We start from the raw sequence: 23,893 nt of genomic DNA, 5'->3' as shown, positions 1-23,893 counted from the left end.
GAACCAGTTCCGCCTGGTCGCCGACCAGCCAAGGACACCGGGAACGAGGCAGTACTCGTCAGCTGACCCGAAGACCGACCGCCAGCGTCAGTTCAAGGACCCGGTGTGGCGATGCGAGATCCGGAAACAGCTCCCGCAGCTGCGACATCCGGTACCGGACCGTCTGGGGATGGACGAACAACGCCGCCGCCACCTCGTCCCGCCTGCCCTGGTGCAGCAGCCACGCCCGCAACGTCTCCTCCAGCCGCCGTGCGGTCGCGACAGGCAGGGTCCGCAGAGGTGCGAGGGCTCGGGCGCGCAGGTCCGCGAACGCGTCCACGTCGGCGCTCAGCACCAGCTCGGGCAGGTGGTCCTCGGTGTCGCGAATATCGGAGGAGAGGGAGCGCGCGCGTACGGCTCGTGTGTACGAGGCGGACGCTCGAGTCCAGGGCCGGGCGGGGCCGGCCACGGCGGTGCGGTCGTTCAGCTGCCGCAACAGATGTGATCGGTCGGCATCGGGGACGAGCAGCACACCGGTGGCGTCCGGCAGATCGTCGAGGACGAGGGTGCTCGGGTCGAGCGTGCGGTAGGCAGGCCGGGCCTGGGCGGCGGGCAGCAGGACCGCGGTCAGCGAAACCGGAGGCTGCCACCCGGCCCGCTGGGCAGAGGCCAGCAGCACGTCCGGGCTCGCGCCGGCGAGAAGGTCGCGGGCCAGGTGTTCCAGGTGGCGCTCGTGGTCCCTGCCCCGGGCGGCCAGTTCGTCGGCGTGGCCTGCGGCGCTCGCGGCGGAGAGCTCGTCGATGTAGGCGAAGGTCAGCTCGGCGAACTTGGCGACCTCGGCGGCGGGCAGACCTGCGGGTACGGCACCCGCTGCCAGGCATCGCCAGGCCACGCGGGCGCCGACGCGGTAGGCGCTGAGCAGGGCGTCCATCGAACGGCCGTCGCGCACCTCGCCGCGGCCCAGCTCGTAGGCCGCGTCACCGGCGTCGCCGCCTGTGGCGTTCCCGGTGGCGAGGTCCAGGTAGTGCCCCAGGGCGGTGCGGACGGCTCGGCGGATGGTGGCGCCCATATGGCCCGACAGAGCGTTGGCGTAGGGAGGGACCTCGTCGATGATCGCCTGGACGACCTCGTCGGCGGTGGTCTTCAGCACGGCCCGCAGTGCGGTGACCGTCGTCTCGTTGAGGGCCAGTTCGCTGGCCCTCCGGATTGCATGGCTCATGTTTTGTTCCCTGCGAACAATTCAGCCGACCAAATTTACGTCCTGCGGTCAGGACTTTACGCCTCGAGGCACAGCAAGCTGGAGTCATGACGAGTGCAGCCCTCCGCAGTAGGGCGTGGAAACTGCTGGAGATGGTCACGACACCGCTGCTGCCGTCGGACTACCTCGACCTGGTCAGCCCGCTGCGCGCGGGCGCTGACCTGCGTGGGCGCATCGAGGCCGTGCACCCCGAGACGGATGACGCCGCGACCATCGTGATCAGGCCGGGGCGGGGCTGGCGCGGCCACACGGCCGGTCAGTACGTCCGGATCGGGGTCGACGTCGACGGTGTGCGCCTGTGGCGTGCCTACTCCATCACCTCGCCGACCAACCGCCGGGACGGCCGCGTCACGATCACCGTGAAGGCGATCCCGGACGGCAAGGTCAGCAACCACCTGGTCCGCAGGGTGAAACCGGGCACGCTGATCCAGCTCGACCAGGCGACCGGTGATTTCGTGCTGCCGCAGGCCAAGCCCGCCAAGGTGCTCTACCTGACGGCCGGCAGTGGCATCACGCCCGTGATGGGCATGCTGCGCGACACCGAGTTCGACGACGCCGTCATGGTCCACTGTGCGCCACAGCCGCAAGACGTGATCTTCCGCAACGAACTGCACGACCTGGTCGCGGACAGGAAGCTGCAGCTCACCGAGGTGCACACCGACACCGACGGCATGCTCGACATCACCCGTCTCGACGAACTGGTGCCCGACTGGGCCGAGCGCGAGACCTGGGCCTGCGGTCCCGCGGGCCTGCTCGACGCCGCCGAGAAGCACTGGAGCGAGCACGGCGTCCCAGAGCGCCTGCACACTGAACGCTTCCGCCCCGGCATCGTCGCCGCCGGCGACGGCGGCGAGGTCACGTTCAGCGCCACCGGCAAGACCGTCGACGCGGACGGCGCCACGCCGTTGCTGGACGTCGGCGAGGAGGCCGGCGTACTCATGCCGTCCGGGTGCCGCATGGGCATCTGCTTCGGCTGCGTCACCCCGCTCAAGGCGGGCGCCGTCCGCGACCTGCGCAACGGCGAGATCACCGAGGCCGAGCCGGGCGTCCTCATCCAGACCTGCGTGTCCGCCGCGGCGGGCCCCTGCGACATCGAACGGTAGGAGCACATTTGACCGCCATCGACCCCACCGCACACCTGACCGCGGAGCAGATCGAGGAGCTCGGCCGCGAGCTGGACGCGATCCGCGACGACGTGATCGCCAGCCGCGGAGAGAAAGACGCTGCCTACATCCGCAAGGTGATCTCGGCGCAGCGCAAGCTCGAGCTGGTCAGCAGGGGCGTGCTGCTGTTCTCGGTCTTCCCGCCCGCGTGGCTGATCGGCACCGCCGGTCTGTCCGTGGCGAAGATCATGGACAACATGGAGATCGGCCACAACATCCTGCACGGCCAATGGGACTGGATGCGGGACCCGAAGATCCACTCCACCACCTGGGAGTGGGATCACGTCTCGCCGGCCGATCAGTGGAAGCACTCGCACAACGAGCTGCACCACACGTACACCAACGTGATCGGCAAGGACAACGACCTCGGTTACGGCATCATGCGCGTCGACGAGGACCAGAAGTGGCACCCGTTCCACCTCGGCCAGCCGCTGTGGAACTTCATCAACGCCTGCTTCTTCGAGTACGGCATCGCAGCGTACGACCTGGAGCTCGGCAAGAACCTGCACAAGCGCCGCCGCAAGAACCCGGAGTTCCGCGCGCGGGCCAAGGCCGTGGGCCGCAAGATCCGCAAGCAGGTGCTCAAGGACTACGTGATCCACCCGCTGCTGTCGGGCCCGTCGTTCCTCCCCACGCTCGCCGCCACGTTCACCGCGAACCTGGTCCGCAACATCTGGTCCCACTCGGTGATCATGTGCGGGCACTTCCCCGAGGGCGTACAGGTATTCGAGCGCCGGTCGATCAAGGGCGAGACGCGCGGCCAGTGGTACCTGCGCCAGATGATGGGTTCGGCGAACATCAGCGGCAGCAAGGCCATGCACTTCATGACCGGCAACCTGTCGCACCAGATCGAGCACCACCTGTTCCCGGACCTGCCGAGCAACCGGTACGCCGAGGTCGCGGTGAAGGTGCGCGCGCTGTTCGAGAAGTACGAGCTGGAGTACGTCACCGGGCCGCTGCCCAAGCAGGTGTTCTCCGCGTGGCGCAAGGTTGTCCGGCTCTCGCTGCCGAACAAGAGGCCCAAGGTCGAAACGCCGGCCCGCGAGCAGGAGCTCGTCGCGGCCTGATTCCCGGGACTGGTTCAGACCCGTCGGCCGAACCGGCAACCCGTGACGCCTCCGGCCGATGGTGCCACCCCGCACGCCGGCACCGCGCCCGCCCCGACCTCTCCCCTACCGAGGTCCCCCACCTGACGTCACCGCCGCACTGACGGCAGCACGGCGCCGCGCCCCCGCCGACGCGCAACACCCGGTGAGCGCGCCCCGATTCCCGGCCGTGTCCGCGCCGCCCATCCCGCCCTCCCTCATCCTCAACTCCAGCCAAGGCATGGGCGAGGGGGGGGCGCACCGGGGACGTCAGCAACCCGACCACGCCAAGACGATCACTGACCTGCACAGAGACGAGAGGGGATCGGCAGGTCCCGCAACGCTCGGCGCAACACTTGTCGCAACACCCAGCGCAACCTCACGAGCTCGCCGGGCCACGTGACTGGTGAGGCGGTCGTCCTGCTGGACTGATCGGTTCGGCCACCCCGCCCACTGTCACCGCTGGGCAATCCCACGGCCCATGAAGTCCCGAAGGTGGGCCCGGCAGTTCGGGCGCCCCTCCAGCGGCGGCAACCCAGCCGCTACTCCCGCATGCCACATCGCCTCGACCATGATCCCTGCCATCTGATACCACTCCTCGTCCCCGTTGAACGGAACGGCCGCCGCGCGTGCCATCCCACGGGCGGCCTTCCTGGCGGCCACGGCGGTCGGCGTCCCGGGGCCGGTGAGGTCGGCGGCGGTGTCGTACGCGAAGCGGGACCGGCCCCGGGTGCGGATGACGTCAGAAACGGGCACTCAGCTTGTCCTTTATCTTCCGGCCTCGAACGGTGTCTCGAACTGAGTGGCTCACCTGGGGCCCCGACGCCACTTCACAGCTGGTACGGGTCGGTGAGGCCGGTCACCGGGACACCGGAACGCCGGGAGATCAGGCCGGCGAGTTGAGGGACGTCGCTGTACGTGGTGTTGAATCTCCACTCCGCTTCGTGGCCGGTCGCCCGCGACGTGAACGCCACCTCGTAGGCGAAGGCGCTGCCCGCCGGAAGCGAGCCAATGGCGAACTGTGTCTCCTGGCCCTCGATGGACCGGATTTCCGACCACGCCACACTGACCATGCGCCTGCCGGCGGCGTCGACGAAACCCTCCGAGAACAGGTAGAGCCCACCGCGCACGCGCTGGAACCAGACATAACCCCATGTGATGACGATCAGCAGGCCGACCACCACAACGCCGCGGCCCCATACGTTCTCCGGCCCGTTGACCAGGAAGTTCATGACGACGACGAGGATCACCAGACACGCCGCCGCCCCGCCGAGGCCGGGGCGGCGGCGCACCCGCTGCTCGAACTCGCCGAGGTTCTTGCGGGCGGCGTGGGCCAGCACACGGGGCGCCGGCGTGTCGGTTGGCTTGCTCGTCCCGGCCATCGGGCCATGGTAGCGAGCCAATCGCTCTCGATCGCCGGGCCCGCGTCCAGCACCGCGACGAACTGGACACCGCTGACGACGACTTCGTCTGATGCAAGCCGGCTGCCGGGGTCGTTTTCTTGCGGACTCGACAGCGTCCCCAACGAGGTCGATCACCCGGGAGTTCGCCGGACGTGGAGGCAGCCTTCGCCTGATCCCGTGCTCGTCCAAGGAGCGCACGTGACCGAGACGAAGTCAGTGATGACGAGTCTGCTGCCTGATGCTGTCCGTCCGGAAGCGTTCGCGGAAGCGTCACGCTTCCGAGGGGCCTTCTACGCATGTCTGACCGCCCGGCGCGACGAACTGTTCGTGTTGGTGGACGCGGTGTGCGGACGGCCCGGTGAAGTCGCCGGTTGATCTGACACTGATGCCCGAACACCGCCGTGGGCACGGCGCGTTGTACGGCGCGCTCAACCGTGGCGGGATCGACGTCGACCGTCTGCGGATTGGTGCCGGCCAGGTTGCCGCTGCCGCGTTTCGAGGGCGGGCGCCTGGTGCTCGCGGTCGACGTGTCGCCGTGGCTCCGTTCGGACGTCCCGTGCTCGGGCCAGCGGCTGGTGTGGTTGGAGCCAAGCAGAGGACTGTGTCGCCGCCTGTTCGCTTGCACTCACCGGCGACGACACTGCCGGGTCGTCGGTGAGAATTTGCTGATGCAGCACTGCCAGCGCTGGACCCGGGGCGGTGCCCAGCTCGCTGGCCAGAAGTTTCCTCAGACGTTCGTAGTGAGCGAGCGCGTCCGCCGCCCTGCCACTGCGGTACAAGGCCAAGATCAACTGTCCGGCCAGACGCTCGCCCAAGCGACACAACCGGGCGTGCGCGGACAATGCCGCAAGCAGTTCCCCATGGCAACCGAGGCAAAGCTGCACGTCCCAGAAGTCCAGCAGTGCGGAACGCCGTTCTTGGCCCCCCACTCAGCTCCGACCCGTCCGGCCCCTCGCCGGCCCTGGGCACCCCGCATCGAACGGGTTGCACCTTCCGTAGCGGCATGTGGTCCGGTGGACTTACGTCCCGATGCCTTGAGGAAAGGTCCCTGCTCATGCATTCGTCTTTCAGGCCACCCCGTCAGGTCAAGATCGGTGACGCGGCGGCCTTCGTCGGCACCACGCCACGGGCGATTCGCCATTACCACGAGATCGGCCTGCTCCCCGAGCCTGAGCGAGGCGGCGATGACCGCCGCCGCTACGGGTACGAGGACATGATCCGCTTGCTGTGGATTCGCAAGATGGCCGACGCCGGGATCGCCCTGGACGACATCCGTGACGCCTTCACCACCGGCACGGCTTCCGTCGGCGCGGACAGCGGAGAAGGCATCGCGGGCATCCTGGATCGGTTGGAGGAAACGCTCGCCGAGCAGGAGGCGGAACTGCGGCGGCAACGGACCGCCGTGCAGCGGATGCGCACCGAAGGCAGCCGGATGGGCCTGCTCTCCGACATCGTCACCGAACGCCTCAAGAGCCTGCCCGAGGGCTCCCTTCGTCAGGCGGACCTGGACACTCTGCTGGTCACTGAGCGGATCTTCGGCCCGCTCGGCGCGGCCGTCCAGGCCACCCGCTTCGTCGCCCTGGCCACGCATCCCACTCTGCGGGAGGATTCCGACCGCATCGATGACGCCGAGGAGGCACTCGATGACAGCGTCGCCGTCGATGATCCACGGGTGGCTCGAGTGGCCGCCGAGCGGCACGCCTTCGAAAGCGCCCTGCAGGCCGTCATCGAGAAGTCCGGCCTGGGTAAGGACGACGATGCCCTCTTCGACGCCTGGGACACTGTGCCCGCTGCCACCGCCGATGACGGCGAGGACGAGGCCGACCTCAGCTCCGGCAGGCGGGAGGCTGACTCCATGAGCGCGTTCGAAGCCACCGGCAAGATGCCCTACGACTTCTCCCCGGCTCGCCTGCGCTGTATGGAACTGGCGGAAGAACTATCCGCCCAAGACTCACCCGCTACCTGAAACACGGCGCAGTACTCCAGCCGTAGATCGTCATCTTCATGCCTGGGCGGCTTGTCGCTGGTAGTGGCTGGCCCGGGATCGGGCTTGGTGGCGGCGTCGCCAGGCCGACCAGCCCAGCCGATGGGCAACGTCGTGGACGGGTCGGACGACCAGGGCGATGAAAAGGCGTTGGATCTCGTTGCAGGTGAGCGGTACGAGGGCGTCTCGTGCAGGACGGCGGGCTTGCTCGTCTGCTCGGACGATGGCGAGGAAGGCGTGCGCGAGCATGCCCAGGGTGACCCAGCGGGACCAGGACGCGTAGCGGCGGACCTGATGCTCGTCCAGGGCGGCCAGGCCCTTTCCGGATCGGAAGAACTCCTCTACTCGCCATCTTGATCCAGCGACTCGCACCAGCGTGGTCAGCGGCACCGGTGTGGGCGAGGAGCAGCGGTAGTAGGTGAGTTCGCCGGTGCTGCGGTTGGGGCGGATCAGCAGTTGGCGACTGCCGGGCCTTGGGTCGGCGAGGTCGATGACGGCCCAGTCGTAGAAGCGATGGCCCTTGGCTCCGGCCCCGCCCGGCCGAGCAGGTGCTGCATGCCGTCGGGGGTGGCCTCCCCGGCCCACTCGGCGATGGTCCAGCAGTTCTCGCGCGGCAGGTCCGACAGCAGCCCGAGCACCAACTTCCCCGCTCGACACCGGGGTTCGACCCGCGCGAACCGCCCCGCTATCCGGCTCATCAGGCCCTCGAACGCCTCCTGCCAGCGGACAGGGTCTACGCTGTGACCTGCGGCCACCGCATGATCTTCAGCCTTCACACACCGATGATCAACGGCGGCCGCACCGTCTCCACAGCGCGTCAGGGTCGCGCAGCGTCCGCCTGCCGTCCCGTGTCAGGAGGACATGTGCAACGTGGCGAAGTCTGGTGGGTCCAGTTCGACGAGCGGCGGCTGGTCGTACTGCTGTCGGGAGACGACGCGTCCGGGATCCGGGTGATGCAGGTCGTCGCTCCGGCGGGCGTCGACATCAGCGGTCTGGGCGTCGAAGTGGTAGTAGGCGCCATGGAAGGACTGCCCTTTGAAGGCGTGCTGCGGTTCGCGTTCCCGCGTCCAGGCCTTACCCCTTGCACGTGGCTGACCACCGTGTCCCGAGACGACCTGATCGAGCGGGCGGGCGCCCTGTCCTCAGCGAAGCTCGGCGAGATCGAGGATGCCCTCCGACTCGGTGAACAGGAGAAGGAGTGGACCCCGGCGACGACCGCGAAGCTCAGCGAGATAAGGGACGCCCTCCGTCTCGGCGGACTCGCGTAGGCCGAGAAGGAACGGACGCCCCCGATGGCGTGGCCGATCTCGTCCAGACGATCGACGCCGGCCACCTGTCTCCTCGACGCCCCTCACCATCGAGATCACGATCTACGGCTGGAGTACTGGGCCGCATCGCGGCGAGGCCGGCCGCGCTGCCCCTTGGGGAAGACGGCACGGACGCGGGCGGCGACGTTCGACTGAAGCAGCGAGTACGCGTAGAGCCCTTGCGGCCTCGAAGCCCGGGGAACGCGTCATCCTGCGGCTTCTCCGGCGGGGCGCCCACCTGTGGGTGGGGAACTCGTTGGCCAGACCCCGATAGCCCTCGTCGACCCCGGTCCTCACTTTCGGGTGCCAGCGGAACTGCTCGGTGATGCCTTCGGTGCGCACGGCGGTCCGGTCGTGCATGCGGGCCTGGCCTGACACCCTGCTGAACAGGGTCCGCCCCTTGGCTTCGCTGAACGTGGTGGTCCTGATGGTGTTCTGCTTCTTCTTGTCGGACACGAACGCCCTGCGGCCGGGGCGGCCCGCGCTCGGGCGCCGGACCTGCACCTCGATCCCGTCGATCCGCAGGCCCACGCCTTCCGCGTGGACGTGGGCGCGGGCGAACAGACCCTCCAGCGTACGCAGCCGCGGCCCGGGACGGTCCAGGACTGCGAAACCGCGAGCGGCCAGCATGGGGCGCATCTCACGGATCGCTCCGCACACGCTGGAGCGATTCACCCTGTGCAGCTCCGCCGGCGCGGCGAGCCGGCAGCCACAGCCCCCAGGTGCGCCGGCGTGACCAGGATCCTTTCGGTCAACACCATCCGCTGCCGGGGCCCTGCTCCGGCGGCCCGCCGCCGGACTCCCCGCGCCGTCAGTGGAGTGCCGCCTTCCGGACCGCTCCCCACCTCGGGGCGGGTTCTTCGAGCAACTCGCCGAAGTGCGCACGAGAGGTACCCGACGGGGCAGGGTGGAAACAAGCCACACGGGCCCAGGTTTGCGTCCCAACTCGCCCAACGCGTACGGGTCTTCGTTTGTGACGGCCACGATTCCTGCCATGATCGTCGCCATGGGCGTACAGATCGTGCCGGCCGGGATGGCCGACTTCCACCAGGTCCTGTCTGATCACTCCCGCTACTGGGGCGAACGTGACCTTCGATCGCTGCACCTTCTGGCACTGGTGCAGGAGTTTGGTTCGACCTGCCTGGTTGCCCGGGCCGAGGACGGAATCCGTGGGTACATCTTCGGGTTCGTCACTCCGAACGGCACCGGGTACGTGCATCTGGTCGCTACCCGTGACGACGCCCGAGGCACCGGTCTCGGGCGTCGCCTGTATGCGGCGTTCGCTGAGGCCGCGGAACGTCATGGTGCACGGCAGCTGAAGGCGATCACGTCACTCGAGAACACCGGCTCGATCGCCTTCCATCGCAGCCTCGGATTCGACACGAAGATCGTCGACGACTACAACGGCCCAGGCCGAGCCATGGCCGTCTTCCACCGAGTTCTGCCGCTCAACGTCTCATGCCCCTGACCGACCAGCCGTCACCAGCGATCACAGCCGTACATCTCCCCCGTGGCATCAGCCGCTCCCGAACAGTGCCGCTGCCGCGTGACCCTGCCGGATCGCCCTGCCTGCCCTTCCGGAACATCGTTGTTCCGCCAGTCTGCCACTGGGGTGTGACACACAGGACCGCAGGAGCCGGGCACCGGCCCGCACCAGCGAGATCACGATTCACATCTGGAATACCAGGCAAGGGGCGTCGGCTTCAGTCGTTGGTCTGCCTGGCCGGATGCGGCGTGTTCCGGCCGTGGTCAGCACTGAGGTCGGGCGTCCGTCGGGTCGCCGCTCGGCCGGCCCCTTCGCCGGCCGTGAGGAAGAGCACGGCGAACAGCAGCAGGGTCGTGCCGGTGAGGACGACCGCGTTGAGCCGCTCTTCGAAGACCAGGACGCCGATGACCGCCGCCGTGAGCGGCTCCACCAGGGCGACGACGGAGGCCGTGGTCGCCCGAACGCCCTTGAGGCCGGCGAAGAACAACGTGTACGCCAGCGCCGTCGGCACCGCTCCCAAGTAGAGGATCAGGCACAAGGTCCAGGCCGCGCGTTCCATGTCGGGCAGCAAGCCCTCCAGCAGAGCCATCGGCAGAAGGCAGACTGTGCCCACCGCGAAGCCGGTCACCGTTGCTTCGAACGTGCCATCGGCGTTGTTCCGGCCTGAGAAGCGGCCCAGCAGGGTCACGCCCGCGTAGCCGGCCGCAGAGAGCAGCGCGTACCCGATGCCCAGGAGGGGAGCCGAGCCGGTGCTCGCGCCCGCGCCGCCCATCAGCAGCACCAGGCCGATGACACCGCTCACTACGGCGGCGGATCCGGCGGCGCCGGTGCGCTCGCCCAGCGTGAGCCGGGCTCCGACGGCGACCAGTACGGGGCCCGAGCCCAGGGTCACGACCGTGGCCAGGGTCAGTCCGGCCTGTTGCACGGCGGCGAAGTAGGCCGTCTGGTACACGGCCAGCCCGAAGCCTGTGAGCAGGACTCGCCGTGGGTTCGCCACGTACGTTGCGCGCAGCGAGAGTGCCGTCTCCGGCCGCCGGGTCCGCCGGACCAGATGAGCGGTCAGGAGGAGTCCGAGTCCGGTCAGGAATCGCCAGAAGGAAACGGAAATGGGGCCGATCCCGCCGACGTCGTACAGTTCGGCGGCCACAGCACCGCCAGTGCCCCACGCTGTGGCCGCAATCGCGACGTAGGAAGCACCCTGACGAACAGTCAGGGCAGAAGAGGACTGCAACGGAGATCTCCTCAAGTGATTGCCAGCACGATCCTTTCCGTGGGCAACCCACACAGCCATCCCGACACCTCGGGACGGCTGTGCACGACTGCCCGCCTTAGGGGTCCTCGCACTATGAGCGCGCCTGATCAGGCCGCGTGGTCCGGTGCCGTGCATCGCAAGGCGCCGGAGAGTCCTCGTAGCGGAGCTAACAGGGCTCTCCGGCAACGCGGCGAGGGGCGGTGCCGGGCCGCGCGGCCCGGGCGGGCACAGTGCGAGGACTTAAGCGGCGGGCGGCGGAGGCGTCAGAAACTGCTGCATGTGATCACGTTACCTGGCAACGGGGGCAGGCGCCTCGGCATATGTTTTCAGTGACGCATTGACGCATTGACGCGAGTCAGCTCCCGGGCGTTGGCTGCTTCGAACTGGGTGATGGCTCCTTCCTTGTCGAGGCCGTAGCCGGCCGTGGACGCTGCAGCGTGGCTGACGCCCGGGCCCGCTTTCAGCGAGACCCTGCACCAGCTCGTGGCCGCCGTCATCGCTGGTAGGTAGGGAGCTGGAGGCATCCGCCGAGCCGCTCGAGGCGCCACAGGGCCGGATGGCCGTGCTGGAGGCGGGCGTCCTCGCGTCACGGTGCGACGTGGAGGCCCCGCGGTGACGGCCGGGCTGCCGCGGGAAGCGGCCGCGCCGGCCAGGCGTCGCGCATCCGAGGCGGCCGAGTCCCCGAGGAGCGGTGGAGGGTGGACCAGGACGAGGCGGGCGCGCTGGTCCTGGCCGCGGTCACCTTTGAGGACGTCGGCCCGGACGGCACCGTCAGCAGCAGCCCCCGGCCACGTTCGTCCATCCGGACAGCGCCGAGCGGAACACGCACACCCGAGCCCTGGGGCCGGCCTCCGCCGTTATCCGGAGGGCAAAGGGTCCCTGTGCGGGTCAGGCGCATACTCGGTGGTGCAGGCAAGTTCGGCAGATACCAGGAGGTGTTCTGTGTGGAACGCGCCTCCTGAGGGAGCTGGTCGAGAACGTCGGCCGGATGAAGTTCCCTGGGGCTCTGACGGAGCTGCCCCCTTGCCGGCGTTTCCGGCTGTCAGTTGAAGATGTCCAGGACGTCCAGCCACGAATCTGCGTCGGCGGCGGAGCGGGGCCGCATCGGGAGCGGATCCGGGTAAGTCTCCGCCGCGGCCCTCGCACGGACGATGTCGGGTCCGCCGCACGCCTCGACCGCGAAGGCACCGAAAACCTTGGCGAACGCCGCCGGGTCGCGGAACTCCACACCGAACGCTCGGCCGTCCCGCAGCGGCACCCACACGACCCGGTCGAACCGTGTCCATTCCTGCACCGGCTGGTCGTCCGCGGTTGACCGTCCCTCCAACCACAGTCGCGCCACGTGCAGCAGGTTCACCATCTCCATCGGCAGTCGCTTGCGCCGCACCCGCAGTTCACGCGCCGTCAACTCGACGCGCTGGTCCTTCCTCGGGTACCAGACGACGCCGATCCCGAACGGCACCCACAGCAGGATCCCGATCACCGGCCAGACCAGAGCGTCGCCCCACGACCGGAGCAGCCCGCCGTCCAGCAGGTACAGGGCCCCGAAGACCAGAACCCACTTCGCCGTCATCCGCCAGAATCCGCTGCCCTGCCGGTACAGGATCCGTCGCTTCCCCGTCATCGCCATGCCCGCACGCTATCCTCCACCCCTCAGCGCCCCGCAGGCGCCCTTCGCCACCGCAGAGGGTGGGTGGCTCCACCGACCGTCCCCCGTCGACAGCCCCTGACCTGGTCGGCGGAGACGCCTGACGCTCCGTCGGCACCCACGACAACCCACACGGTCGCGCTGTACCCGCAGGCTGGCCGGAGATCACGGCCTGGTTCCAGGACCGGTCCGAAGGACTCGGCGGCACCCGGGCAGCGGCACCGCCCATCCACCCAGCCACCCGGTTCGCCCGTATCGATCTGCGGACGCCGGACGCCCGGTGAGCGTCGGTACACCGGGTGTCCGGTCGTCAGCCGGGACCTCGGAGCTCGCCGGCATGGCGCGCGGCCAGCACCGGCAGGAAATCGGCCCAGCGGCCGCCGAGACCCGCCACGTCGGCGTCCGACCCGATGAACGTGATGCGGTCCAGCTCCGGGGTGCGGCCTTGGGCGCTCTCGGCGGAGACAAGCCTCGCGTACTGCTCAGCAAGCTCGTCGGCCGGGCATGCGGCAGCGCGGAAGTGCACGCCCACGTTGCCCTTGTCGCCGCGGGTCACCGTCCACAGCTCCAGGTCCTTGCAGGCAACTTCGCGCCCGACCTCCTCCACGAGCTCCCGAGCGGCGTGCCGGCGCAGGCACTCCACGTCCAGGATGGTGCCCACCTCGGGGGGCTCGATCGTCCCGCCGGGCAGCTGCCAGCGCTCGGGAGCCGCAGTGGACGGCGCCATGCGCCCCACCAGCAGCCGGCTGTCATCCGTGGGCTGCGCAACGGACACGAACACCGACGGGGCGGACACGGCGTGAACAGGGTCCAGCCGCAGGACGTACCGGCGATAGGTCGCCCGGTACCAGGTCAGGAGCAGGGTCTCCGCGTCCTTCCACTCCAGCCCCGCGCACACCACGGTGGGCCCGTCGAACAGTGCCGGGTTCGCCGCGACGGCCTTTTCCCACCTGCCCTTCATCGCCGCCGTCTGCTCATCGGTCAGCCGGAGTGGGTCCGTCTCCGCCAGGAGCAGGCGGCGGACGCCGGGAAGCTCCACTGCGGGAGGCTGCGGTTGATCGGGCAACGAAACCTCCCGTCCAGTCCCCTCCGCGGGGCGGCGCGGATCAGGAACGCGATGCCGGTGCGCCCCCGGCCGCGGGCCCCGGATCGTACCGCTCGCCACAGGCCTCGAGCCGGGAATTCGGGCCGCCTGGGAAGAATCCGCCCGGCGGACCGACGCTGACCAGTACCGACAGGGCCGCGCAGGGTCGCGGACATGCCGCGCTGCGTGACCAACAGCTGGGGGGCGACGGCATTGGGGTCTCAGCTCACCGCCGCTGTCGATCAGTTGTGGCTGAACTGTGGGGGCAGGGCCCCTCGAGGGGTGCTGGAGAGCGGCCGGCGAGGGCGGTACAGCTCCTACCGGCTGACGTCGGAGGCGGCCGTCAACCTGTGGAACGGCGCCCGCTCGATCGCCACGTTCACCACTCAACCCGACTCATGGGACGGACAGTGGACACTGATCGCCTTCTCCGTCCCGGAACAGGAGAGCCCGCGGCGGCGCGCGTTGCGCAGCGCGCTGCGTGGGCGCGGATTCGCGCCGCTGTACGACGCGCTCTGGGTGCCGCCGCACCCACTGACCCCCAAGGAGCGGACCGAGGTGGCCGACCTGGCGCGGGGAGCGGTGACCGTGTTCCGCGCGCGGCAGGAGGAGCTGGACACGGAGGCTGACCGCAAGCCGGTCGAGGCGTGGGACCTGCCCCTGCATCGCCGAGCACTACCCCAGGCTTTCATCAGCCGCTGGAGCGACTTGCTTCCGCACATCAGCGCCGACGGCGTCACCGGTGCCGACGCGGTCCGCGCCCGGACCGAGGTCATGCACGCCTACCGGCACTTCCCCATCCTGGACCTGCTGCTCCCCATCGCGCTGCTGCCACCCGGCCGGCCCCGGTCACGGGGACGGGAAGTCTGCGTCGCGGTGTACGACGGTCTGCTCCAGCCGGCCCAGGACCATGTCCGCGCTGATTGGTGACCCGATTCGTGCAGGGACCGCACCTCGACATCAGGGCCCATACGATCGCCGGTATGAGTGCGGGTGTCGGCCACGGCTGACGGCGGACCGCCGCGAGCGTGACCGGGCGGTCCGCGGAGAAACCACACAACACTCCCCCACCCCTGCGATCTGTCGAATGCGCGTCGAAGGCAACAGAGTTGGGCGCCGATGATTGACAGACCGGCACCCGATCGGGACTCTGACTGGTGCAAGACGATGTGAGAACGCTCCCAGAAGCGCAGCACACGGCGAGTGGAAGGAGAGGCACCCCGCTGCGACGCTTCCGCGGAAATCCCACCTCCCTCCGACGGGCGGGCAGGTGGGCGCCAAGGGCTTTCGCCCGTGATCGGGTCATGGGTCGGCCGGTGTTCACCGGCTCGCCATGTCTCTGCTTGCAAGGCCACGCCACATCGATCACCACCACGGTCGCTGCAACCGGCAGAGCCGGGACGTCCTCCACCGTGCGCGACACGCCGGCCTGACCACCCCCACCGCTACCCCCCACCACCTCGGTCAGCGTCACTGCCGCAGCATCGCCGACGACTCCTCCCGGCACCTGGCCGAGCAGCGCTCCGCTCACCCCCCACACCAGGAGTCCTCATGACCATGCGACGGCGTAGTTTCCTGACCCTGAGCGCAGCCGCGGGCGTGGGCATGTCCCTGCTCGGTACGGGACAAGCAGGTGCCACCGCGAGGGCAGGAGCTCCGACCCAGCGGTTCGCGGTCGGCGTGCGCCAGTACGCCTGGAGCCGCGGCAGCCGCCGGTGGACCACCTACGTCTACTACCCCGCCACCGGCGCCGCCGGTGGCCCCCCGGTCGCCAACGCCCCCGTCGCCCAGGGCGTCTTCCCGGTCTGCGAGTTCATGCACGGCTTCAGCAGCAGCCCGCAGAAGTCCCTCGCGATCATCCGCCCTCTGGCCGAGGCGGGGTTCATCGTCCCCGCCCCCCACTTCGCCAACCTCAGTGGCCAGGACGTCTACAACGGCAACCAGTCCAAGGACGTCTCCGAGGTCATCACCCGGACCCTCGCCCTGAACACGGCTGGGGACCCGCTGGCCGGCCACGTCAACACCACGGTCGGAGTCGGCGTCTCCGGCCACTCGATGGGCGGCATGACCACCCACGGCCTGCTGACCGCCTGGCCGGACGCACGGATCACCGCCGCGGTTCCCATGTCCTGTGTGGACATGGGCAACCCGAGTCCGTCGGTCCGCGCCAAGGTCCTGTTCATGCACGGCGACCGGGACAGCACCTGCCCGATCTCCTCCGCCCGCCAGGCGTACCGGGAACTGCCCGCCGCCAAGGCGTTCCTCACCTTCCGCGGCGCCGGCCACAGCAACTACTTCGGCGACTCCCGGACCGTGAACACGTTCGTGGACTGGATGCGGTGGAGTCTGTACGGCGACACCGCAGCCCGCGACCGCCTTCGTGCCGACGCCACCTCCAGCGCCACCACCTGGGAGTCCGTCCTCAGCTGACGAGCGGCCACGCACGGCCCCGGGCGCGCGTCTGCCGTGATCGCGGCGCATCGGGGTCCGTGCAGGATGCGCGTGGCCGCCCACGGACACGCAACAGCGGGGCTCGGCCCTCGTCCCCGGCACGGGCGCTTGGCTGCTCCCGACCACTTCCCGGACGCCTGCGAGTCCGGTCGTGGCGCCGTTCACTGTGTGCGTTCCCAGGCCGAGCCCGGGAACAGATCCCCGAACAGCCGGCGGCTCCGGCCCCTGCGTTCGGGCAGACATGTCCAATTGGGGGCCGGGACCCTCAAAATCTGAGAGGTAAGCCCATGGTTTCACCAGCAGGGAAGATCAGAGTCGTTCTCCTTGCCGTCCTGTTGGCGTTTGCCGCATCTGTGTACGGCGCGGCGAATCAGGCATCGGCCGGCACCGTGGCACGGTCGAGCGCTTCGCAGATCGTGGCCGACATGGGCGCGGGCTGGAACCTGGGGAACCAACTCGAAGCCAACGCCAACGGATACCCCAGCGAAACGGCATGGGGCCAGCCGACCGTCACACAAGCCCTCATCGACAAAGTGAGGGCGGCAGGGTTCAGAACGATCCGCATCCCGGTCTCCTACCTGGGGTACATAGGACCCGGCCCGGATTACACGATAAACCCATCCTGGCTGAACAGGATCCAAGAAGTCGTCAACTACGCCTACAACAGGGGCCTGCATGTGATGATCAACATGCATGGCGACGGCTACAAGAGCATCACCGGCTCGTGGCTGATCTGCGACTCACCCTCCCAAGCGGCGATCAAGGCCAAGTATCAGAAAGCTTGGCAGCAAGTCGCGAACAGGTTCAAGAATTACGACCAGCGGCTGATCCTGGAGTCCATGAACGAGGAGTTCGACGGGCAGTACGGCCGCCCGACCCAACCGTGCTACTCAAACATCAACAGTTACAACCAGATCTTCGTGGACACCGTACGGAAGACCGGCGGAAACAACAGTTCGAGGTGGCTGCTCGTTCCCGGCTGGAACACGAACATCGATTACACCGCGGGGAACTACGGCTTCACGCTTCCGACCGACCAGTATCGATCCCCCTCCATTCCCGCGAACGAGCGGCGACTCATGATCTCCGTTCACCACTACAGCCCGTGGGACTTCGCCGGAGAGGAAAGCGGCACCATCACGCAGTGGGGGCGAGCGGCGACCAACCCGTCGAAAACGTCGACCTGGGGGCAGGAAGACTATCTGGATTCGCAGCTCAAAAAAATGTACGACGCATTCGTCACGAAGGGGTATCCGGTAGTTGTCGGCGAATACGGTTCGATCGACAAGTCATCATTCGATTCGTCGAACAACAGGTATCGCGCGGACTTCGCACGGGCCGTCGCGGCCACTTCCAAGAAGTACGGGGCAGCCACCGTCTACTGGGACAATGGTGCGACCGACCGGTACGGGTTCGGGCTGTTCAACCGGCGCTCCCTCACGGTGACCCAGCAGGGCATCATCGATGCCATCATGAACGGCGTTGGTGCCCGTGCTGCCGAACCCGGCCCGTCCGGCACGTAGCAGGACCGGAGACCCGGTGACGGGTACGTGCCTGCGTTCCGGTGCCGATGGCGCGGTCGCCCTTGCCGCCACCGCCTACGCGCTGCCGCGGAAAGGCGCTGCCGGGGCAGCAGATGCTCGGTGTGGTGCGCAAGGGCACCGGGCACCGGAACGAAAGCCGGCGGGCACGGCCCCGCCGGCGGGACACCGGAGCCGGAGCCGACGACCGCCTCCGCCTCCGCTCCCGAATCGCCACTCCCCGTGGTGATTGACGCGTCAGCGTCGAGGGTCGCGCACTTGGCGACGCCGGCCTGCTCATCGCCCACGCCCGCCACGAAGTCGGCCACGACCAGCACCCGGGTGTACGGGGCGAGCGCGAGGAGAACTCCCCCCTGCCGACGCGCAGGTCATGCACCAGGCCGGGGCTGGGCGCGGGCGGCGCGGCCTCGACGCGGACCAGCGCGAAGGACGCGGCGGCGAGCGCGAAGCTGAGCGCGTCGACGGCCGGGCCCCAGCCGGGGCCGACCGCGGCGAGCAGTACGCCGCCCAGCAAGGCACCCACGATCATCGCGCCGCTGGCCGCGGTCCGGGAGAGCGCGAGGGCGGCGCGGCGGGACTCGGCCGGGCACGGTCTGCGGCAGCAGTGCCTGGGCCGCGGGGCGGGGGACTGGCTCCGGGCCAGGTGTGCGGCGGTGGGAAACACCAGACGGCAACCCCCGTCTCCATGGCGGGCAGGGCCCCCCGGACACCACACCCGAGCACCTCTGCCGTCAGGGCCCTTCGTCGCTGACGCCTCGCTGGTCTTCTTCGACAAACGTCCGGCTGGAGCCGCTCTTGAAGACGCGGAGAGCCTTTTCTGAGCTTCGGGACCAGGACTCCGGAGGCCGGCCTTGACGCTCTGCGGCGATGGCCAGGCGGCCGGGGTTTCGTCCCGCACATCGCCCGCCGCGGCATCGGTTCCTCCGAGCGCCTGAGCGCCGGGGCAGCCTGTTCGCCGCCTTCATCACCCTCGCTGTCGCCCCCACCTGCTGGTGGAGGCTCGCTCACATCCGCCAGCCCGACCGCCGCCAAGGCCCTCAAGTACCTCATGCCGGCGGGCCGCCTTGGCGCCGAGCGGCTGCGCGCCCTCACGGAAGGGCCGGCCTCGCCGGGTCGGTCAGCGGGCGATGAACGGCTCGGTCAGGTGCGGGGTCGCGAGGTACAGGGTGCTGGCGGGCCGGTTGTCCAGCACTTTTTCCCTTGAGGCCCTTGCCTGCTCGGGGTCCATCTCGTGGGCGTAGGCGAGTTCGGGGTGGAGCAACTGGATCGCGTGTACGAGCAGGTCTCCGGTGACGGCGACCAGCTGGCGCCCGGACGCGACGAGCATGCTCTGGTGCCCGGGCGTGTGACCGGGCGTGGCGAACACGCGCTCGCCGCTGCGCAGCGGGGTGTCGCCGTCGAGCAGCCGTAGCTGATCGGTCTTCCGGAGCGGGTCGATCACCGTGGGCCCCAGCTGCGGGTTGACCTCGTCGATCGCGTCGAGCTCGGCCCGCTGCAACAGGTATTCGGCGTTCGGGAAGAACGGCCGCGTCTGCTCGCCGCCGACGACGGCCCAGCCCACGTGGTCGGTGTGGAGGTGCGTGAGGACCACGGTGTCCACTTCGGACGGTTCGATACCCGCGGCGGCCAGTGAAGCCGGTAGCGCCCCGGGTACGGGTGCCCACGAGGCCGCCGGGCCGTCGGCCGGGCCGATCCCCGCGTCGACCAGCGTCACGCCCTGGTCGCTGCGGACCGCGAACGCGCGGAACTGGAGCCGCCAGCGCCCGTCGGCGTCGAGCGCGCCGGGGTCGAGCCGGTCGGCCGCCGCCCACTGCTCACCGGTGGCGTCGGGGAACGCCTCCGACCTCGGGGAGAAGAAGGGGCCCACGCCGTCGGGGAGCGCGATGACGGTGTACGGGCCGATCTGAAGGGAGGGGGGCATCCCACAGATAGTGCCACCGGCGGGCGGTCCACGACCAGACGGGTGCCCCCGGAGCTCACTCCAGGCCGTGGCCGGCCGGCAGGACGCCGACCGGGCCGCAGTGAACGAACGCACGCGTGGAACCTGCCCATGACGCCCGCCGACCAACGCCGCATCTCCCCCGCACCGTGGCGAGGGGCGGCGCTGTCTGGCAGTGAGGTCCGGCGGTGGCTCCCGTTGTGCCAGCAGCTCACACACGGGATGCGGCCCGCCTCGCAGTTCTGACGGGTGAGCCGATTGGCCTGCATCACTCATGAACCCTTTCGCCTCGCCGACGAACACACCACCCGTCCGCCAAGATCCTCGCCGGGCTGGACGCCTCACGGCCTGACTGGACCGGCACGGGCGGATACGGTGCCGGCCTCCGCCCGGGTGCCCGGCCCTTCCGCGGCTGGTGGTCCCGGCTCTGTCTTCGGTGCCGTCGACCTGCTGCGATGTCGACGGTGGCCGGGTCGCGCGGCGGGCACGGATCCCCGGCCGGGACAGTGCCCCTCTCCCCCGGTGCGGCCGTCGCCGGGTGCCGAGACACGAAGTGCCGGCACTGACCGGCGCGGTCCGTCCGCGCCTGGCCCTCGCGGCTTCAGCCGCCGACCTCGCCGGTGCCGTCCGAGTCGCCGTCGACCCCGAGAGGCCCCCCGGACTCCGTCGTTTCTGAGCGCCGCTAACCCTGCTCTTCCCGCTCCGCACGGCGTGGGGTGGTTGTCGCCGCCAGGCACAGGCCGCCGGCACACAGCACGGCGGCCGTGACGGCGGCCGGGACGCTGTGTGGCCCGTGAATGGACCAGGCCCACGGTTCCGGGGTGTTGTCCCAGCGCACGCCGGCCAGCAGGGTGGGGCCGAACATCGCCAGCGGAGGAAGCCAGGCCAGACCGCTGCCGAACAGGCCGACCCCGATCATGGCGAGCCCGAGGTGGCCCGCGACGTTGCGGACGGCCGCCAACGTGACCTCGGCGGACGCGCCGGCGACCATCGGCAGGACGGCCAGCAGCGTCGCGTAGAGCAGGACGGCGCTCAGGTGGACCACTCGGTGACGGCGCATCGGCTGGGCCGCGGTGTGCTCCAGGTCGGCCATCGGCGAGAACGTCGTGGCCGCGAGGACCACCGCGTGGACGACGGGCACGACGGCTGCCAACGGCACGCTGTAATCCGTCAGATGGCGCAGCTGGGGCAGCGGCACCTGCTGTCCGGCGTACACGGTGGCCGCGACGGCGACGACCAGCGCGACCAGCGCTGCGCGCGGCACGTTGTGGCTGCGGCCGTAGGCGAGGAGGGCGCGCAGGCCCGGTGAGGCGGGGAAGGGAGACACGGGCTTCACTCGGCCGGCGCCGTTGACTTCGGTGGCGCGGGGACGGGGCGGCAGGCCCGGATGTCTTGGGCCGCGGCCTCCAGCCACCGGTCCTGTTCGGCTTTCGGCGTCTTCAGGAAGCGCTCGAGGCCGGCGGTGAACGCGTCGCCCCAGTAGCTGCTCCGCGCCTGGGCCCGGTCGCGCACCACGGCTTCGAAGAGGAAGGTGTCGGGGTAGTCCCCGATCTCCTCGAGCGGGTGGGGGGAGCAGCCGTCGGGCGGCTGCGGCAGGGACGCCGTGAGCAGGTCCTGGGTCAGCCCGTCCCGGTCGATGCCCGGTACGTACACGGGCAGTTCGGCGGTCGGTGCGTGACCGGGCGGCGCGGTGAGGCCGCGCGCGTGGAACGTGCGCGTGAGGCCGGGGACCGAGCCGACGGAACGCTGGACCCGTTGCAGCGCGACCCGAACCTCCGGCAGCAGATGCCGGTCGGCGGGCCACAGACAGGCCGTGGCACCACTCGCGGTGGCACAGACCGGCTCCTCGGGCTGTGGGGTCCGCACGGCCCAGTACAGCTCGGGCAACGGGGCGCGGAACGTGCACAGGGCCCCGGCGGCGACGACCGCCGCCAATGTCACCGGCAGCAGCGTGCCGAGCGCGGGGCGTACCGCCCGCCCGCGCAGCAGGCCCGGTACGGCGAGGAGCAGCAGGCCGCAGGCCAGACACCACACGGCGCCGGTCAGCAACCGGCCGGCGTTCGGCTGGAAGGCCGTGTCCCAGAGCGCCCACGGCATCGCGGACCGATGCTCGCCCGCGAACAGCGCGGTGCCCACCAGGGCGCCGTACCAGCCGAGGCCCACGAAGGGAACGGCGATGCGGGACGGGGACAGGACGCCGACGACGACTCCGACCGCGGTCTGCAGGCCGAGCATGGCCGCGCCGAGGATGAGCGGTGACCAGGTGGGCGCGGTCACCGCGCTGACCCCGGCGGTGCGGGAGAAGGCCATGACCGCGCAGAGCGCGTACACGGGAAGGGCCCAGGCCATGGCGGACAGCCAGACCATGAAGGCCTGCTCCCAGCCGCTGCGGGCCGCCGTCTCCGCCCAGGCGAGTGTGCGGTGGCGGCGTACGCGGCCCGCGGTCCAGGCGGCGCCGGTGCTCACCAGTGGCCCCATCACCATCACGGCGAATACCTGGACCTCGACGGCGCTCTGTGTCCACCAGCCGATCCAGTCACTGGTCGCCGCGTCCGGGGTGAGGAAGTACCAGGCACCGATCACCGTCATCAGGGCGGCGATCCACCCTGCTCAACTCGTCGACGCTCCCGGTGTGTTCTTGCAGGAGCCGCAGCCTGAACCCCCTCGATGCCGACGGTGTCCCGGGGTCGGGAGAGAGCGAGTTGTTCCGCCGGACGAAGGCGGGGGTGGTGGCCCGCGCGAATCGTCGACCGGCACCTCACCGGACGCCTTGACACGGCCGGAGCCCGGGCCGGACCACCGGCTGCTGTACTCGGTGCTGCCGGCGATTCGGCGCTGCCGGCGACGGCGACCCCGAACGGCGGTCGGCTTGCGTAGGTTCTCCGCCGCCAGGGCGCTGACGGTCTGAACGGCCAGGGTGAACACCACGACCAAAGAGCGTCGGCCTCTCTACGTGACGTGGTGCGGCAGGCCCTGGGCAGACGCACCGGACTGTTGTGGCGACCAGTCGGGGGCAGGGTCCTCGGCGAGCAGCGGCCGGAGGGCACCGAGAACCGCGCCGACGCAGACGTCCCGCAACTGGGTGCGGGTACAGGTCTCGCGGGTGAGCCAGTCGACGCAGAGGACCTGGACGAAGACCAGCCAGCTCTTCAGGACGTCGGACACGGCCTCGCGGGTGCTCTCGTCCGCGAGTGTCGCCCGCGTACCGCTGCTCCAGGAAGGCGAAGAAGCCAGGGAACTCGGCCAGTGGGGTCGCTTCGTCGTTCAGGGCAAGGGCGCCCGGGGCTCCGGCCCGCGCGAGCGGGAGGCGTATCTGTTCGCCGAGGGCCGCGACTGCTGTGGTGGTACATCGAGGAGATCCGCGGAGAGTTCGCCGACGATCCCTGCGACCCGTGCGCGCCGCTGTGGCCCTCGGAACGGCTGCCGACGGCGGTCGCCGCCCCGCCGGTCGGCCCGGATGCGTTCCGGCGGGCGCTGAAGGCCGCCTCGAAGCAGCATCTGACCGGGCCGGTCACCGCACTTCACCCGCATCTTCTACGACACGCGTGCGCGACCGGGCCCTCGATCCCGGCCTCGTCGAGGACGAGGTTTTGACGGTCCGTGGTGTCAGGGGTCAGGCACATCGGCGGCGGCAAGTCGTCAGCGGCTGACGAGAAGGCCGTCCACCAGGGCCCGGAGCCCGTCCTGGTAGGTGTCCTCTGCGGTCAGCGGCGCCCAGCGGTCCGCGGCCTGCGCCAAGCGGGGCAGCTCGCTCGGGTCGAGATCGGCGAAGACTTGCTCCCGGTAGGTCGCGCGGTCATCGTCTGCGCGCCGCCGGGCCGCTGTTGTCCTGACCACGATCTCTCCGGCGGTGTAGTACCAGATCGAACGGTACCCGTGGACAGCCCGGCCGAGGGGGAGGCCGCATTCAACCAGGCCGTCAACGATCTGCTCGACGAACCACAGCGCGGATGTGGACATCAGGTCGTCGGCGGTCAGTACCTCCACGATCCAGGGACAGGCGGCGAGCGCCTCGTGGATTGCGGTGGCGGCGGCGACGATCCGCTCGCGAGGGTGGGCCGGCAGTTCGGGTCGGCGCAGCGTCCGTGCGGCGTAGTCGTCCAGCAGGAGGACGAGCAGTTCTTCCTTGTCGCGGACGTGGTGGTAGAGCGCCATCGGCGTGCTGCCGACCTCCGTGGCCAGCCGCCGCATGGTCAGCCGGTCCACGCCTCCCTCCGTCACGATCCGGCGGGCTGTCTCGATGATCTCCTCGCGAGAGATACGGGGAGGTCGCCCCAGGGTTTTGCGTGGTGCGGACGGTTGCGGCATGCCCC

General features: G+C 69.8%; 19 protein-coding genes and 5 pseudogenes. 10 read left to right on the top strand and 14 right to left on the bottom strand.

Going from position 1 to position 23,893, the window contains the following annotated elements; translation table 11 throughout:
* Positions 1-58: 58 nt before the first annotated feature.
* A complete protein-coding gene (locus tag ACZ4YY_RS27610) occupies positions 59-1,198 on the bottom strand; it encodes a PucR family transcriptional regulator (protein ID WP_468295782.1) in 1,140 nt (379 codons plus the stop codon).
* An 86-nt stretch (positions 1,199-1,284) separates the two neighbouring features.
* Here ACZ4YY_RS27610 and ACZ4YY_RS27605 point away from each other — a divergent pair, with 86 nt between their 5' ends.
* Positions 1,285-2,340 carry a ferredoxin reductase gene (locus ACZ4YY_RS27605; RefSeq protein ID WP_468295779.1) on the top strand — a complete coding sequence of 352 codons (1,056 nt, stop codon included), beginning with the start codon at positions 1,285-1,287 and terminating at the stop codon, positions 2,338-2,340.
* An 8-nt stretch (positions 2,341-2,348) separates the two neighbouring features.
* Positions 2,349-3,467, top strand: a complete 1,119-nt coding sequence (locus ACZ4YY_RS27600) for a fatty acid desaturase family protein (RefSeq protein WP_468295776.1) — start codon at positions 2,349-2,351, stop codon at positions 3,465-3,467.
* A gap of 474 nt (positions 3,468-3,941) precedes the next feature.
* Here ACZ4YY_RS27600 and ACZ4YY_RS27595 read toward each other — a convergent pair whose 3' ends face one another.
* Together ACZ4YY_RS27595 and ACZ4YY_RS27590 are read right to left on the bottom strand one after the other, a co-directional pair.
* On the bottom strand, positions 3,942-4,241 hold the full coding sequence (locus tag ACZ4YY_RS27595) for a hypothetical protein (protein WP_468295773.1): 300 nt from the start codon (positions 4,239-4,241) through the stop codon (positions 3,942-3,944).
* A 74-nt stretch (positions 4,242-4,315) separates the two neighbouring features.
* Entirely contained in the window at positions 4,316-4,867 is a 552-nt protein-coding gene (locus ACZ4YY_RS27590) for a DUF6585 family protein (protein ID WP_468295770.1), read from the bottom strand.
* A 240-nt stretch (positions 4,868-5,107) separates the two neighbouring features.
* Here ACZ4YY_RS27590 and ACZ4YY_RS27585 point away from each other — a divergent pair.
* Positions 5,108-5,463: pseudogene (locus ACZ4YY_RS27585) on the top strand (transposase); the annotation flags it as partial.
* Positions 5,464-5,556: 93 nt separating this feature from the next.
* On the opposite strand, the pseudogene ACZ4YY_RS27580 reads toward ACZ4YY_RS27585, so the two are convergent.
* Positions 5,557-5,817: pseudogene (locus ACZ4YY_RS27580) on the bottom strand (BTAD domain-containing putative transcriptional regulator); the annotation flags it as partial.
* 125 nt (positions 5,818-5,942) lie between these two features.
* Here ACZ4YY_RS27580 and ACZ4YY_RS27575 point away from each other — a divergent pair.
* Complete coding sequence (locus ACZ4YY_RS27575; RefSeq protein WP_468295766.1) at positions 5,943-6,854, top strand: MerR family transcriptional regulator; 912 nt, start codon at positions 5,943-5,945, stop codon at positions 6,852-6,854.
* Positions 6,855-6,890: 36 nt separating this feature from the next.
* Here ACZ4YY_RS27575 and ACZ4YY_RS27570 read toward each other — a convergent pair.
* Positions 6,891-7,570, bottom strand: a pseudogene (locus tag ACZ4YY_RS27570) (hypothetical protein).
* Positions 7,571-7,735: 165 nt separating this feature from the next.
* Between ACZ4YY_RS27570 and ACZ4YY_RS27565 the strand changes: the two are divergent.
* Complete coding sequence (locus ACZ4YY_RS27565) at positions 7,736-8,140, top strand: type II toxin-antitoxin system PemK/MazF family toxin (RefSeq protein ID WP_468295763.1); 405 nt, start codon at positions 7,736-7,738, stop codon at positions 8,138-8,140.
* 102 nt (positions 8,141-8,242) lie between these two features.
* Here the strand turns inward: ACZ4YY_RS27565 and ACZ4YY_RS27560 are convergent, their stop codons facing one another.
* Complete coding sequence (locus ACZ4YY_RS27560) at positions 8,243-8,809, bottom strand: transposase family protein (RefSeq protein WP_468295760.1); 567 nt, start codon at positions 8,807-8,809, stop codon at positions 8,243-8,245.
* A 364-nt stretch (positions 8,810-9,173) separates the two neighbouring features.
* Between ACZ4YY_RS27560 and ACZ4YY_RS27555 the strand changes: the two genes are divergently transcribed.
* Positions 9,174-9,647: a GNAT family N-acetyltransferase gene (locus ACZ4YY_RS27555; RefSeq protein ID WP_468295757.1), complete on the top strand. Its 474-nt coding sequence runs from the start codon at positions 9,174-9,176 to the stop codon at positions 9,645-9,647.
* Positions 9,648-9,882: 235 nt separating this feature from the next.
* On the opposite strand, the gene ACZ4YY_RS27550 is transcribed toward ACZ4YY_RS27555, so the two are convergent.
* The 3 genes from ACZ4YY_RS27550 to ACZ4YY_RS27540 form a co-directional block, all read right to left on the bottom strand.
* Positions 9,883-10,812, bottom strand: coding sequence for a DMT family transporter (locus tag ACZ4YY_RS27550; protein ID WP_468295753.1), 930 nt, complete (start codon positions 10,810-10,812; stop codon positions 9,883-9,885).
* Positions 10,813-11,959: 1,147 nt separating this feature from the next.
* On the bottom strand, positions 11,960-12,547 hold the full coding sequence (locus ACZ4YY_RS27545) for a hypothetical protein (protein ID WP_468295750.1): 588 nt from the start codon (positions 12,545-12,547) through the stop codon (positions 11,960-11,962).
* A 328-nt stretch (positions 12,548-12,875) separates the two neighbouring features.
* Complete coding sequence (locus ACZ4YY_RS27540; RefSeq protein ID WP_468295748.1) at positions 12,876-13,604, bottom strand: NUDIX hydrolase; 729 nt, start codon at positions 13,602-13,604, stop codon at positions 12,876-12,878.
* Positions 13,605-13,931: 327 nt separating this feature from the next.
* Here ACZ4YY_RS27540 and ACZ4YY_RS27535 point away from each other — a divergent pair, with 327 nt between their 5' ends.
* From ACZ4YY_RS27535 to ACZ4YY_RS27525, 3 genes are all read left to right on the top strand, one after another.
* Positions 13,932-14,579, top strand: a complete 648-nt coding sequence (locus tag ACZ4YY_RS27535; RefSeq protein ID WP_468295745.1) for a PaaX family transcriptional regulator C-terminal domain-containing protein — start codon at positions 13,932-13,934, stop codon at positions 14,577-14,579.
* Positions 14,580-15,200: 621 nt separating this feature from the next.
* Positions 15,201-16,079 carry an alpha/beta hydrolase family protein gene (locus ACZ4YY_RS27530; protein WP_468295742.1) on the top strand — a complete coding sequence of 293 codons (879 nt, stop codon included), beginning with the start codon at positions 15,201-15,203 and terminating at the stop codon, positions 16,077-16,079.
* Positions 16,080-16,387: 308 nt separating this feature from the next.
* The gene (locus ACZ4YY_RS27525) at positions 16,388-17,623 is read left to right on the top strand and encodes a glycoside hydrolase family 5 protein (protein WP_468295739.1); all 1,236 of its coding nucleotides are present in this window, start codon (positions 16,388-16,390) and stop codon (positions 17,621-17,623) included.
* 1,135 nt (positions 17,624-18,758) lie between these two features.
* Here ACZ4YY_RS27525 and ACZ4YY_RS27520 read toward each other — a convergent pair.
* The 4 genes and pseudogenes from ACZ4YY_RS27520 to ACZ4YY_RS27505 all read right to left on the bottom strand — a co-directional run.
* Complete coding sequence (locus ACZ4YY_RS27520; protein ID WP_468295736.1) at positions 18,759-19,562, bottom strand: MBL fold metallo-hydrolase; 804 nt, start codon at positions 19,560-19,562, stop codon at positions 18,759-18,761.
* A gap of 700 nt (positions 19,563-20,262) precedes the next feature.
* Positions 20,263-20,907 carry a hypothetical protein gene (locus tag ACZ4YY_RS27515; RefSeq protein WP_468295733.1) on the bottom strand — a complete coding sequence of 215 codons (645 nt, stop codon included), beginning with the start codon at positions 20,905-20,907 and terminating at the stop codon, positions 20,263-20,265.
* A gap of 5 nt (positions 20,908-20,912) precedes the next feature.
* Positions 20,913-22,169, bottom strand: a complete 1,257-nt coding sequence (locus ACZ4YY_RS27510; protein ID WP_468295730.1) for a hypothetical protein — start codon at positions 22,167-22,169, stop codon at positions 20,913-20,915.
* A gap of 360 nt (positions 22,170-22,529) precedes the next feature.
* Positions 22,530-22,772 (bottom strand): annotated as a pseudogene (locus ACZ4YY_RS27505) (TetR/AcrR family transcriptional regulator); the annotation flags it as partial.
* On the opposite strand from ACZ4YY_RS27505, the pseudogene ACZ4YY_RS27500 reads away from it, so the two are divergent.
* A pseudogene (locus tag ACZ4YY_RS27500) lies at positions 22,759-23,135 on the top strand (site-specific integrase); the annotation flags it as partial. The pseudogenes ACZ4YY_RS27505 and ACZ4YY_RS27500 overlap by 14 nt on opposite strands.
* Positions 23,136-23,219: 84 nt before the next feature.
* Here ACZ4YY_RS27500 and ACZ4YY_RS27495 read toward each other — a convergent pair.
* Entirely contained in the window at positions 23,220-23,888 is a 669-nt protein-coding gene (locus ACZ4YY_RS27495) for a TetR/AcrR family transcriptional regulator (protein ID WP_468295728.1), read from the bottom strand.
* Between the last annotated feature and the right edge of the window lie 5 nt (positions 23,889-23,893).

Source organism: Streptomyces sp. NPDC030143, from assembly GCF_055573695.1.
Note: the sequence above shows the minus strand (reverse complement) of the source record. Positions and strands in the feature narration are given on the sequence as shown.